The organism is Achromobacter sp. NFACC18-2 (assembly GCF_900108985.1).
Lineage (GTDB): Bacteria > Pseudomonadota > Gammaproteobacteria > Burkholderiales > Burkholderiaceae_B > Achromobacter.
In genome coordinates this window covers 179,691-192,645 of the sequence record NZ_FNYM01000011.1, presented here as the reverse complement: position 1 = coordinate 192,645, position 12,955 = coordinate 179,691, and the positions used below count along the sequence as shown (strand labels likewise).

Annotated in this window: 10 protein-coding genes; 6 read left to right on the top strand and 4 right to left on the bottom strand. The window is 67.5% G+C overall.

Going from position 1 to position 12,955, the window contains the following annotated elements:
• Nucleotides 1-5: 5 nt before the first annotated feature.
• The gene (locus BMW75_RS18080) at nucleotides 6-416 is read right to left on the bottom strand and encodes an acyl-CoA thioesterase (protein WP_092581276.1); all 411 of its coding nucleotides are present in this window, start codon (nucleotides 414-416) and stop codon (nucleotides 6-8) included.
• A 97-nt stretch (nucleotides 417-513) separates the two neighbouring features.
• Nucleotides 514-1,608 carry a YeiH family protein gene (locus tag BMW75_RS18075; protein ID WP_254792057.1) on the bottom strand — a complete coding sequence of 365 codons (1,095 nt, stop codon included), beginning with the start codon at nucleotides 1,606-1,608 and terminating at the stop codon, nucleotides 514-516.
• A 114-nt stretch (nucleotides 1,609-1,722) separates the two neighbouring features.
• On the opposite strand from BMW75_RS18075, the gene BMW75_RS18070 reads away from it, so the two are divergent.
• Nucleotides 1,723-2,616: a LysR family transcriptional regulator gene (locus BMW75_RS18070; protein WP_076518869.1), complete on the top strand. Its 894-nt coding sequence runs from the start codon at nucleotides 1,723-1,725 to the stop codon at nucleotides 2,614-2,616.
• Between the two features lie 4 nt (nucleotides 2,617-2,620).
• On the opposite strand, the gene BMW75_RS18065 is transcribed toward BMW75_RS18070, so the two are convergent.
• Nucleotides 2,621-3,817, bottom strand: a complete 1,197-nt coding sequence (locus BMW75_RS18065) for a M20 aminoacylase family protein (RefSeq protein ID WP_092581275.1) — start codon at nucleotides 3,815-3,817, stop codon at nucleotides 2,621-2,623.
• A 77-nt stretch (nucleotides 3,818-3,894) separates the two neighbouring features.
• Between BMW75_RS18065 and BMW75_RS18060 the strand changes: the two genes are divergently transcribed.
• Entirely contained in the window at nucleotides 3,895-5,607 is a 1,713-nt protein-coding gene (locus BMW75_RS18060) for an AMP-binding protein (protein WP_175493218.1), read from the top strand.
• A gap of 25 nt (nucleotides 5,608-5,632) precedes the next feature.
• Here BMW75_RS18060 and BMW75_RS18055 read toward each other — a convergent pair whose 3' ends face one another.
• A complete protein-coding gene (locus BMW75_RS18055; RefSeq protein WP_076518872.1) occupies nucleotides 5,633-6,508 on the bottom strand; it encodes an inositol monophosphatase family protein in 876 nt (291 codons plus the stop codon).
• Between the two features lie 171 nt (nucleotides 6,509-6,679).
• On the opposite strand from BMW75_RS18055, the gene mnmC reads away from it, so the two are divergent.
• The 4 genes from mnmC to BMW75_RS18035 all read left to right on the top strand — a co-directional run bounded on the left by mnmC (nucleotide 6,680) and on the right by BMW75_RS18035 (nucleotide 12,908).
• On the top strand, nucleotides 6,680-8,518 hold the full coding sequence (gene mnmC, locus BMW75_RS18050; protein ID WP_092581273.1) for a bifunctional tRNA (5-methylaminomethyl-2-thiouridine)(34)-methyltransferase MnmC2/FAD-dependent 5-carboxymethylaminomethyl-2-thiouridine(34) oxidoreductase MnmC1: 1,839 nt from the start codon (nucleotides 6,680-6,682) through the stop codon (nucleotides 8,516-8,518).
• A gap of 279 nt (nucleotides 8,519-8,797) precedes the next feature.
• Nucleotides 8,798-11,023 carry a glycoside hydrolase family 31 protein gene (locus BMW75_RS18045; RefSeq protein WP_092581272.1) on the top strand — a complete coding sequence of 742 codons (2,226 nt, stop codon included), beginning with the start codon at nucleotides 8,798-8,800 and terminating at the stop codon, nucleotides 11,021-11,023.
• Nucleotides 11,024-11,209: 186 nt separating this feature from the next.
• Nucleotides 11,210-12,298: a methionine ABC transporter ATP-binding protein gene (locus BMW75_RS18040; RefSeq protein WP_092581271.1), complete on the top strand. Its 1,089-nt coding sequence runs from the start codon at nucleotides 11,210-11,212 to the stop codon at nucleotides 12,296-12,298.
• A complete protein-coding gene (locus BMW75_RS18035) occupies nucleotides 12,255-12,908 on the top strand; it encodes a methionine ABC transporter permease (protein WP_076518876.1) in 654 nt (217 codons plus the stop codon). The genes BMW75_RS18040 and BMW75_RS18035 overlap by 44 nt, the downstream gene beginning before the upstream one ends.
• The last annotated feature ends 47 nt before the right edge of the window (nucleotides 12,909-12,955 follow it).

Sequence of the window (12,955 nt, the reverse complement as noted above, 5' to 3'; positions counted from 1 at the left end):
ACGGCTCAAAGAGTGGGGAGAGGGCGGCTGCGCCGCGCTTCGTCGGTGGCGACGTAGGTCAGCGTGGCTTCGGTGACCTTGACGACTTCGGCGTCCAGCCGCTGGCGTTCCGCGTAGACCTCGACGGACACCGTGATCGACGTGGTGCCGGTCTTGGTGATGGCGGCGTAGAAACTGAGCAGGTCGCCCACGAACACGGGCTCTTTGAACTGGAAGGCATTGACCGCCACGGTGGCCACGCGGCCGGCCGCGCGGCGGGCAGCGGGGATGGATCCGGCGATGTCCACCTGGGACATGATCCAGCCGCCAAAAACGTCCCCGTGGATGTTCGCGTCGGCCGGCATCGGCATGACGCGCAACACCGCGTCGCGATGGGCAGGCAGAGTCGTGAACGGGGTTTTGGTGCTGGAGGTCATGCGGCCGACTCCAATGCTAGGGAACCAGCCGATTATGCAGGAAAAACGAGACGGCGGCGTGCGCGACGGACGCGCGCCGCCCGGGACGCCGGGGCGATCAGCTTGCCAGCTTCACGATCCCGTAGCCGCCAACCAACAGCCAGACGTAGAGGATCAGCCCCAGGGCCATCACCCGCGGCCCGGCCTTGCGGATCTGGGCGAAGCGCGTCTCGATGCCCAGCGCGGTCATGGCCATGGTCAGGGCGAAGACGTCGAGCCGGCGGATGGCCGTGACGACATCGGCCGGAATGACATTCAGTGAGTTGATGATGGCCAGCACCAGGAACCCGACCGCGAACCAGGGAATGGGGAGCTTGGCGTTCTTGCCGTGGCCGCCCGCCTGGGTGGCGGCGCTGCGCAGGTACATGCCCAGCACCAGCAGCACGGGCACGAGCAGGGCCACGCGCGTCATCTTGACGATGGTGGCGACCTCGGTGGTGGCGGGGTCGATGTTGCTGGCCGCGCCCACCACCTGCGCCACCTCGTGGATGGTGCCGCCAATATAGATGCCCAGCGCCTGGGTGTCGAAATTCAGCCAGCCCGCATGATAGAAGATCGGATACAGGAACATGGACAGCGTGCCGAACAGCACGACGGTCGCCACGGCCACGGCGCTCTTGTGGGGCGCGGCGCGCAGCGTGGGTTCGAACGCCAGCACGGCGGCCGCGCCGCAGATCGCGCTGCCGGCGGCGGTCAGCATGGCCGTGTCGCGGTCCAGGCCCAGCAGGCGCTGGCCGACCACCGTGCCGATCAGCAGGGTCCCCAGCACCACCGCCACCGACACCGCCAGGCCGGGCAGGCCCACGGCCGCGATCTGCTGGATGCTGATGTTCAGGCCATAGAACGCGACGGCGATCCGCAGCAGGCGGCGCGCCGTGAAATTGACGCCCACGCCCCAGTCGGCCGGCATGGTGCCGCGCAGGAAATTCCCGTACAGCATGCCGCAGACGATGCCCACGACGAGCGGCGAAAAACCCAACTGGCGGATGAAAGGCAGATCCGCAAGCTGCATCACCGCGCCCGCCATCAAGCCTACGAACAGCACGCCGTTGAGCTTGTCGCGCCAGGGCGTGACCGAGGGGGAGGGCGCAGCGGAGGCCGGGGCGGCCGGGCTGGCGGGGAGGGGGACGGCGGACGTGGTGGAGGTGTTCATTACTGGCCTTTCCGGCATAACTACATAACTAGACGAAATATTAGATCCGGCCGTATTATTTGAAAAATCTTCAATGTAAATATTGAATATCAGAAAATCTGATATCGAAGGCCTATGACGCCGGATCAACTCCTCACCTTCGCCGCAGTCGCCGACACCGGCAACATCAGCCGCACCGCACAGGCGCTGCATCTGTCGCAGCCGGCGGTGTCGGGCCAGCTACGCGCCTTGCAGGAATGGTTCGGCGAACCGCTGTACCGCCGCAGCGGGCACGGCATCGCGCTGACCGAGGCGGGTGAACGCCTGGCCGAGCAGGCGCGGCAACTGCGCCAGGTATACCGGCAGGCGCAGGCCGTGCGGGAATCCTGGCGTGGCCTGGAAACCGGCGCGCTGCGCCTGGGCGCCAGCACCACGCCCGCCAGCTATCTGCTGCCGCGGCTGGTGGCGGATTTTCGCCAGGCCTACCCGGCGGTGAGCCTGCACCTGTCGGACGGCAACACGCGCGAGATCGTGAATCGCCTGCCCGCGCTGGACATGGCGTTCATCGAAGGGGACGTTCCCGCCGGATTGCCCGCCGACACCGCGGTGCATGCGTGGCGGCAAGACGAAGTGGTGGCGGTCGTTCGGGCGGACCATCCCCTGGCGGGCGGCGGGGGCGCGACGCTGCGGGACCTGGCGGCGTCGCCGCTGGTCATGCGCGAACCCGGTTCCGGCGTGCGCAGGCTGGTCGAGCGGGCGTTCGCCGACGCCGGGCTTGCGCCGTCGGTCGGTCTGGAGCTGGCCGGGGTGGAAGGCGTGAAGCAGGCGGTGCGCGCCGGACTGGGCGTGGGCTTTGTGTCGGTGATGTCGATGCGCCACGAAGACGGGGCGCTGGCGGCGCTGCGGCTGTCGCCCAGGCCGCTTACGCGGACGCTGAGCATCCTGGTGCCGCACGCCGATGCCGCCGCCCGCGCCGCCGAACGCTTCCTGGCGATGTGCCTGGCGGTCGGCGGGCAGGACGGCGGGTAGACGATCAGGGCTTGGCCAGCCGCTTGAGCGCCAGTTGCACCCAGTAGGTGCCGCCCAGGGGCAGCAGATCGTCGTTGAAGTCGTAGCTGCCGTTGTGCAGCATGCAGGGGCCCAGGCCATGGCCGCTGTCGCGGTGTTCGCCGGTGCCGTTGCCGATCCAGACGTAGCAGCCCGGCAGCTCCTGCAGCATGAAGGCGAAGTCTTCGGCGCCCATGGTCGGCTGCACGTTGGCGTTGACGTTGTCTTCGCCGACGATGTCGCGCAATACCTCGGCGCAGAATGCCGCTTCGTCCGCATGGTTGATGGTGGGCGGGTAGTTGCGCTGGAACTTGAATTCCACTTCGCAGTCCATCGCCGCGCAGGTGTGGCGCGCGATTTCTTCCATACGGCGTTCGATCAGGTCCAGCACATCCAGCGTGAAGGTGCGCACGGTGCCGCGCAGTTCCGCGTGGTTGGGCACCACATTGTCGGCGCTGCCCGCGTGGATCTGGGTGATGCTGAGCACGGCCGCGTCGAGCGGGTTGCGGTTGCGCGTGATGATGGTCTGCAGCGATTGGGCCATCTGCACCGCCGCCATGACCGGGTCGATGCCCAGGTTGGGCATGCCGGCGTGCGTGCCCTTGCCCTTGATGACGATCGAGAATTCGTTGCTGGACGCCATGATGGGGCCGGGCGTCAGGCCGAACTGGCCGGGCTTCATGCCGGGCCAGTTGTGCATGCCGAACACCGCTTCCATCGGGAAGCGCGTGAACAGCCCGTCGTCGATCATGCGCTTGGCGCCGCCGCCGCCTTCCTCGGCGGGCTGGAAGATCACGTACACGGTGCCCGCGAAGTCCCGGTGCTGGGCCAGATACTGCGCCGCGGCCAGCAGCATCGCGGTGTGGCCGTCGTGGCCGCAGGCGTGCATTTTGCCGTCATGCTTGCTGGCGTGCTCGAAGCTGTTGGCCTCCTGCATGGGCAGCGCGTCCATGTCCGCGCGCAGGCCGACGGCGCGGTCGCCGGGCTGGTTGCCCCGGATGATGCCCACGACGCCCGTGCCGCCCAATCCGCGATCGATTTCGATGCCCCATTCCTGGAGCTTGGCCGCGACCACGTCGGCGGTGCGGAACTCTTCGAAGGCCAGTTCGGGATGCGCGTGGATGTCGCGTCGGATCTTGGAAATATCCTGGTGCCAGGCAACGATGGGTTCTAGGAGTTTCATGAGGGAACTCGGGTGAAATAGGGGGAACGCACAAAGGGTATCATCATTCAAAAACCAGTTTAATGGAGACAAATACCATGACGCGTCCGTGGCTTGCGCATTATCCCCAAGGCGTTCCGGCGGAGATCTCCACCGAGGATTATTCCTCGCTGACCGACTTGCTGGACCGGGCCTGCAAGCGGAATGCGGCGCGCATCGCGTGCACCGCGATGGGCAGCGATATCACCTATGGCCAGCTCGATGCCCATGCGCGCGCGTTTGCGGGCTGGCTGCAAAGCCTGGGCCTGGATAAAGGCGCGCGGGTGGCGCTGATGATGCCCAACGTGCCGGCCTATCTGGTGTGCATGCTGGGGTCGCTGCGAGCGGGCATGACGGTCGTGAACGTCAATCCGCTTTATACCGCCGACGAGCTGCAGCGGCAGGTTCTGGACAGCGGCGCGTCGGTCATCGTCATCCTGGAGAACTTTGCGCACACGCTGCAGCAGGTCTCCAACCGCGGCCCGCTGAAGCATATCGTCGTGACCGGGCCGGGCGACCTGCTCGGCGGCCTGAAGGCACCGCTGGTCAACCTGGTGGCGCGCTACATCAAGAAGATCGTTCCGCCATGGCAGATCGACGGCGCCCGGCCGCTGACCAAGCTGCTGCACGAAGGCGCGAACCTGCCGTTCAACCCCCCGGCCATCTCGATGGACGACGTGGCGGTGCTGCAATACACGGGCGGGACCACTGGCGTGCCGAAGGGCGCCATGCTGTCGCACCGCAACCTGGTGGCCAACGTGCTGCAGACCGAAGCGGTGGCGCAGCCGGTCCTCCACGACCTGGGTGACCAGCAGCTCACCATCATCAGCGCGCTGCCGCTCTATCACGTGTTCGCCATGACGGTCTGCGGCCTGTATGCCATGCACGCCGGGATGCGCAACGTGCTCATCATCAACCCGCGCGACCAGCCGTCGCTGATCAATGCGTGGCGCAAGACGCCGGTCAACATATTTCCGGGCGTCAACACGCTGTTCAACGCGCTGGCGCACAACGAGGACTTTGCCCGCCTGGACTTTTCCGGGCTGCGGCTGACGCTCGGGGGCGGGATGGCCGTGCAGCAGCAGGTGGCCGAACGCTGGCTGAAGATCACCGGGCGGCCCCTGATCGAAGGGTATGGCCTGTCCGAAACGTCGCCGGTCGCGACCGTGAATCCCACCAACGCGACGGCGTATTCCGGCTCGATCGGGCTGCCCCTGCCGTCGACCGACGTGGCGATCCTGGACGATGCCGGCGTTGAGGTGCCGCTGGGCGAGCGCGGCGAAGTCGGCATCCGCGGGCCGCAGGTCATGCTGGGGTATTGGCAGAAGCCCGACGAGACGCGCGACTCGATGACCGCCGACGGGTTCTTCCGCACCGGCGATATCGGCATCATGGACGAGCAGGGCTACACGCGCATCGTGGACCGCAAGAAGGACATGATCGCGGTGTCCGGCTTCAAGGTCTATCCGAACGAGGTCGAAGCGGCGGTGGCGCAGCATCCCGGCGTGCTGGAATGTGCGGCGATCGGTGTGCCGGATGAGCACTCCGGCGAAGCGGTCAAGGTGTTCATCGTGAAGCAGGACCCGTCGCTGACCGAGGCGCAGGTGCAGGAGTGGTGCAAGGAGAAGCTGACCGGCTACAAGCGTCCGCGCTTCGTGGAGTTCCGTGATGAATTGCCCAAGAGCAATGTGGGCAAGATCCTGCGCCGGGAATTGCGGCCCGGCGCCCAGGCCGCCCCTTCCGACAAGACGTCCGCCAAGACGTCCGCCTAGCCCGGCCGGGGCCGCCCGCGCGGCCTCAGCCTGGCTTGGCCAGGTGCGGCGCGATCATCTCGTGCAGTGCGCGCTCGATGGCGGGATTGCCCGCCACGACGCGCCCGCCGATCGGCCAGGGATCCTGCTTGTGCATGTCCGAACACACGCCGCCCGCCTCGCGCAGGATCAGGGTGCCCGCGGCCACGTCCCAGGGCGCCAGTCCCATTTCCCAGTAGCCGTCGTAGCGGCCGCAGGCCGTCCAGGCCAGGTCCAGCGCGGCCGCGCCCATGCGGCGCACCCCGCGCGCGCGGTTGATCGCGTCGTGCAGCATGGGCATGTATTGCGCTGCGAAGGAGAAATCGCGGAACGGAAAGCCGGTGGCCAGCACGGCGTCTTCGATCGTCTGTGTGCGCGAGCACGAGATGCGGCGGCCGTTTAGCCAGGCGCCCACGCCGTAGACCGCGGTGAACAGCTCTTCGCGGCTGGGGTCGTAGACCACGCCGATGACGGGCGTGTCTTGCGTCAGCGTCTGGTTAGCGGACATCGACGTGCCCGCGTGCGCGATCAGGGCGATCGAAACGGCGTAATGCGGGATGTCGTGCAGGAAATTGGTGGTGCCGTCCAGCGGGTCGATGTACCAGGTGGCCGCGCCTTGCGCCTTGCCGCCCGTTTCTTCGGCGACGATGCCGAATTTGGGGGTACGGGCCTTCAGTTCCTGGATGATCGAGGCTTCCGCCTCGCGGTCCGCCTGGGACACGAGATCGTTGCGCGCCTTGCGGTCGATCACGAGATCGGCGCGGTGGTGCGCGTAGGATTGCAGGATGGCTGCACCCGCATGCGCGGCGGTGACGGCCGCGTCGATCGCGGCGCACAGGTCAATGGGCGAAGCCAGCGATTGGGGCTGATCGTAGGTATCCATGAAATCAGTGTAAGCCCAGGTATGCGTCAAACCCGTGGCAATCAGACTAATCCGCCGCCCCGCGTGGTACGCATCCAACGCGACAAGGGATGAGGCGGGATAATCCGCGTTTCGCCATGTTTGTATCTATTGGACTAGAAGGCTGTGTCTTACGTTCCCCTGACTCCTGCAATGCTTGAATTCGACGCCGACGGAAAACTGGTCAGTTCCGTCTATGGGGACGTATACCACTCGCCCTCCGGGGCCATGGGCCAGGCCGAGCACGTGTTCCTGCGCGGCAACGGCCTGCCCGAGCGCTGGCGCGGGCGCGCGTCGTTCACGGTTTGCGAGACCGGGTTCGGATTGGGCCTGAACTTCCTGGCGCTCTGGAAGGCCTGGCGCGACGATCCGCAACGGCCCGCGGCCCTGCACGTCGTGGCGATGGAGCGGCACCCTTTTTCGCGCGACGACGTGGGCGCGCTGCTGGCGCGCCATGCGCCCGAGCCGCTGTCCGGCCTGGCGCCCGCGCTGGCCGCGCAATGGCCGGCGCTGCTGCCGGGACTGCACCGGCTGGAATTCGAGAATGGCGCGGTCACGCTGACGCTGGGTTTTGGCGATGCGCAGGTCCTGGCTCCACGCCTGGGCGCGCGGGTGGACGCATTTTTCCTGGACGGCTTTGCGCCCGAGCGCAATCCGCAGATGTGGGCGCCGCCGCTGCTGCGCGCCCTGGCCGGGCTGGCGGCGCCGGGCGCCACCGTCGCCACGTGGGCCTGCACCGGGGAACTGCGCAGGAATCTGGATGATGCCGGGTTCGAGGTGCGGCGCGCGCCCGGTTACGGGGGCAAATGGCACATGACGGTAGGGCAGGTCCGGGAGGCGGGCCGCGCGGTGGCGCCGGCCGCCGTGTCGTCCGAGCGCCATGCGGTGATCGTGGGCGCGGGACTGGCCGGCGCGGGCATTGCGCAGGCGCTGGCCGGCCGCGGCTGGCGCGTCACCGTGATCGACGCTGGCCGGATGCTGGGCGCGCCGGCGCACGCGGGCCACGTGGCGGCGGCGCTCACGCCGGTGCTGGCGCGCGATGACAACGCGCGCGCTCGCCTGTCGCGGGCGGGCAGCGAGCGGGCGTGGGCCCGTTGGCAGGGTCTGCCGGCGGGGGCGGCGCCCCGGGTGTGCGGCACGGTCCAGGTCGAGCGCGACGCGGGGCGGTCGGCGGCGCTGGCCGGCACGCTGGCGGCACTGGCGTTTCCGGAGGATTGGGTGCGCCAGGTGTCGCGCGAAGAGGCCAGCGCATTGGCCGGCCTGCCGGTGGCGCGCGGCGGGGTGTTCTTTTCGCAGGGCATGCTGGTGCAGCCCGGCTTGTTGATCGAGGCGCTCCTGGCCGCGTCCGGCGCGGCCGTGCTGCCCGGCCGGGCGGAGCGCGTGTCGCCCGCGGGGCAGGGCTGGCGCGTGCAGGACGCCTCGGGGACCGAACTGGCCCGGGCCGATACCGTGATCCTGGCCAACGCCGCCGGCGCGCGCGACGTGCTGGCGGCCAGCGGCCTGCTGGACCCGCTTGCGCGCGTTGCGCAGATGCATGCGCTGGCCGGCGAGGTCACGCTGGTGCCCGCGTCGGCGCTCGACGGCGGTCCGCGCTGCATCGTGGGTGGCGAAGGGTATCTGCTGCCCGACGTCGGCGCGGGTTGCGTGGTCGGCAGCACCTATGTGCACGGGGCTGCCGAGGCCAAGGTAGGCGCCGAGGGCCAGCGCGTCACGTTGGACAAGGCGGCAGGCTTGCTGGGCGGTCACTTTCCAGCCTACGACGCCCTGGTCGCCGGCAGCTTGCCGGGCTGGGCGGGGTGGCGCGCTGTCCTGCCGGGCCGTCTGCCGGCCGTCGGCGAACTGCCGCACGCGCCCGGCCTGTGGCTGGCAACCGGGTACGCCTCGCGAGGCCTGTCCTGGTCGGCGCTGATGGGCGACCTGATCGCGGCCCGTCTGATGGGCGAACCGCTGCCGCTGGAGACCGATCTGGCCCAGCTTGTTTCACCACGATGAAAAAAGTTGATGGCGCGCCGGGCGCCGCGGCCGGCTAGCGTAGAATTGTAAAAATTGCCGGAATTTGACGCCAATAGGCCGCAATTGACCTTCGGGCCGGCAATTCGGGGACTTGGCGGCGAATTGGCAGCGTCGGCGCGGCCAGGCGCAGACCAAGGGCTTTATGCCCCTTTTTTGGATGAAATGACCGTCCAAAAGAGGGATCGAGTTTATTTCAAAGCTCAAATCCGTCAAAATAGCGTCTTTTGATGGTTTTTGGCTTAAGCCGGGGGATGCTCTGTGCCGCCCAAGTTCGACTTTGCCCATACTACCCAGCTCGACTCCGTCGAGTTGCTGACGTCCCGCCCCAGTCGCATCGATTTCGACGCGGGCGATGGGTTGCACCTGGTAGTCGAGGCGCATGCGCCGGGAGTTTTTCGCCTGCGCTGCGGCGAGGCGAACCACTTCAATGATGACAAGCCCAGCGCGCGTGCGCGCGCCGTGGCCGAAATGCTGCTCGCGCGCCAGGAGGCGGTGGGCGAAGCCGCCCTCGCGCCTCGCGAAAGCGGGGACGGCTGGCGGATCACCCAGGGCGAAGTTGCCCTCGAGATCCTGACCAATCCCGTGCGCGTGGCCCTGTACCGCCACGAAGACCTGGTCTTCGAGTCCGAGGTTTCCGCGCATGCGCCCGCTTTCGGGCACAACGCGCTGGACCAGGCCGAGGATGCCGTCTGGACGGCCGGCTTCACGCTGGCCGCCCATGAGCGCGTTTTCGGGCTGGGCGAGACGCCCGGGGACCTGAACCGCCGCGAGGAATCGGTGGTTTCCGACGATCCCGAGCATCGCGCCCTGCCATTGGCATGGAGCCCCCGCGGATGGGGGCTTTACGTCAACACGATGCGGCGCGTGGAGCATTCGGTGGGCGTCGCGCCGGCCGACTCCGCCTATGTGCTGACCGTGGACGACGCCGTCCTGGACCTGTTCCTCTTCGCGGGCGAACCCACTGAAATCCTGAACCAATACAGCGCGCTGACCGGCCGCGCCGGGCAACCGGTGCTGTGGGCGATGGGGGCGTGGTTGCAGCAGGCCGCCGGCGAGATGCCGACGCAGACGGTCGCGCTGGTGGCGCGCATGCGCGAAAACCAGATTCCCGTGGACGCCGTGACGCTGGCCCAGCCGGCCGCGTGGGGCTTCCAGGCGGACAAGACGGTATTCGAATGGGACGCCCAGCGGTTTCCCGATGCCAAGCAGATGCTGGCCCTCTTTCACAAGCACAACGTGCATGTGGCGGCCTCCGGTTTTCCGGGCGTCATCAAGACCAGCCCGCTCTTTGAAGAACTGGAAGACCGCGGCTGGCTGCTGACCAAGGACGACGGCTCGGCGCAGGTGTTCGACGGCAATGCCGCCACCTCCGGCCAGCCTTACGGCCTGCTCGACCTGACCTATCGCGACATCTACAACCTGTGGGTCGAGCGCCATCGCCAACTGGTGGAAGACGGCCTGGACGCGCCCGCGTGCGATGCCCAGATCGCCATCCCCGATGGTGTGACCGCCCGCAACGGCGAGACCGGGCCGGCCCTGCGCACCATGTACCCCTTGCTCGTGCGCCGCGCGCTGTTCGACGCGGTGGCCGGGCTGAAGGTGCCGCCCGAGGGCGTGGTGCCCAGCGCCGACCTCTTCCCCGCCGCCCAGCGCCTGCCGTGGCAGGTGGGGCCGCAGGTCGACAACACCTGGGAAGGCCTGCGGCACTCGCTGCGCACGTCCCTGTCGATCGGCGCCAGCGGGGTGCCGGTTCAGGTGCACAACATCGGTTCGGCCGCGCGCGACCGCTCGGGCATGACGTCCGAGCTGTACCTGCGCTGGTTGACGGCCGGCATCTTCTCGGCCAACTTCGCCTTCCAGGGCGTGGACGGCCTGATGCCCTGGGATTTCGGCGACGACGTGCTGACGCACGCCAAGACCTGGATGCAGTGGCGCTATCGCCTGGTGCCTTATGTGCTGGGCGCCATCGAGGACTCGGCCCGCACCGGCCTGCCGGTCCAGCGGTCCATGGCCCTCTCGTTCCCGAACGATCCGCATGCCCACGAATGGGACCTGCAATACCTGCTGGGCCCGGCCCTGCTGGTCGCGCCCATCACCGAGCCGGGCAACCAGGTGCGCGTGTACCTGCCCAAGGGCGAGGCGTGGTGGGATCTGAACACCGGCCATCGGTACGAAGGCGGCACCACCTGGACCATCGACTGCGAGCTGGGCCAGTTCCCGGTCTTCGGCCGCGAAGGGCACATGCTCTGTCTTGGCCCCGCCGCGCAGCATACGGGCGAGTTCAATTCGGCCCGCATCCTGGACGAGGTCTGGATGTTCGGCATGCCGGTGCACAACCCGGTCGTCATGCGCAACAAGATCCGCGTGATGCAGATGCAGGGCTCCAGCTACATCAAGGGCCTGGAAGGACTGCGGATTTCGCCGTCCGAAGGCCTGGAAGTGAAGCGGCGAGGAGCGGAAGTCCGCATTTCGCGCGCACGCTGAACGCGGTGCGGCCACTGGCCGGCCGTCTACGACAAAAGGGCAGTCAGGAAGGCTTTCCTTCCCGGCTGCCCTTTGTGTCTTTGCCGTGCCGCGGTTCCGCACCCGCAATTTATATAACTTGTAGTTATTAAAAATGATAAAAACGGTCGTTCTCTTTAGAAGAGAAAAGATACAAAATCGCTTGCCATGATTCACATCGAGAACCTATCCAAGACCTACGCCACGCCGCACGGGGAATTCCAGGCGCTGCGCGGCATCAACCTGCACATTGAGCAGGGCGAGGTCTTCGGCATCATCGGCCCCAGCGGGGCCGGCAAAAGCACGCTGGTCCAGTGCATCAACCTGCTGGAACGCCCCAACGAAGGCAAGATCTCCATCGGCGGCCAGGCCCTCACCGGGCTGAGCGAAGCGCAGCTTCGCGAACAGCGCCGCCGCATTGGCATGGTCTTCCAGGGCTTCAACCTGCTGTCGCGCCGCACCGTGTACGGCAATGTCGCTCTCCCGCTGGAAATCGCAGGCGTGTCCAAGGCTGAGATTCCCGCCCGCGTCGAGCGCCTGCTGGCGCTGGTGGGACTGGAACATCTGCGCGACCGCTATCCCAGCCAGATCAGCGGCGGCCAGAAGCAGCGCGTGGGCATCGCCCGCGCCCTGGCCAACAATCCGGACGTCCTCTTGAGCGACGAGGCGACGTCCGCGCTGGATCCGGAAACCACGCACAACATCCTGGCGCTGCTGCGCGACATCAACCGCAAGACGGGCGTGACCGTGGTCATGATCACGCACCAGATGGAAGTCGTGCGCGAGGTCTGCGACCGCGTCGCCGTGCTGTCGCAGGGCGAGGTCGTCGAAATCGGCAGCACGCGTGAAGTGTTCGCCCAGCCGCGCCACGACGTGACGCGCAACATGGTGTCGGCGGCCACGGCCTCCGACCTGACCGACGCCACGCTGGCCGCCGTCAAGGAACGCATCCAGGCGCTCGCCGCCGCCAATCCCGGCCAGGCCGTGCGCCTCTTGCGCCTGTCGCTGACCGGCACCGACGCGTCGGGCGCGTTCCTGTCCGACCTGTCCAGGCAGTATGGCCTGGACATCGGCCTGGTGCAGGCGCGCGTCGAAGACATCCAGGGCGTGGCCGTGGGCACGATGTTCGTGCTGGCCCAGGGCGCGCCCGCCGCGCTCAAGGACGCGATCGCCGCCTTGAACGCCCGTGACATTACCGTTGAAGAAATAGCTCATGAGTCCGCAACTGATCGACCTGCTTATTACGTCGCTGCTTGACACCCTGCTGATGGTGGGCGTGGCCAGCGCCATCGCGGTGATCGTCGGCATTCCGCTGGGCGTGACGCTGACCGTGACCGCGCGCGGCAACATGCTCGAGAACCAGCCCGTGAATCACGTGCTGGGCGCGATCATCAACGCCACCCGCTCGGTGCCGTTCGTGATCCTGATGGTCGCGATCATTCCGTTCACCCGCCTGGTGGCGCAGACCTCCATCGGCACCACCGCCGCCATCGTGCCCTTGTCGGTCGCCGCCATTCCCTTCATGGCCCGCATTGCCGAAAACGCCATGCGCGAAGTCGATCCGGGCCTGATCACCGCGGCGCGCGCCATGGGCGCGTCGCCGATGCAGATCATCATGAAGGTGCTGCTGCCCGAAGCCTTGCCCGGCCTCATCGCGGCCACCATCGTCACCGTCGTCAGCCTGATCGGCTATTCGGCCATGGCCGGCGCCATCGGCGGCGGCGGCCTGGGCGACCTGGCGATCCGCTACGGCTACCAGCGCTTTCAGTCGGACGTCATGGCCGCGGTCGTGATCGTGCTGATCGTTTTGGTCCAGGCAATCCAGAGCCTCGGCGACCGCTTCGTGCGCCGCATGTCGCATCGCTGATCGTCCTGGCGCAGATTCCATCTTTTCCTACTTCCGTTATTTCGGGA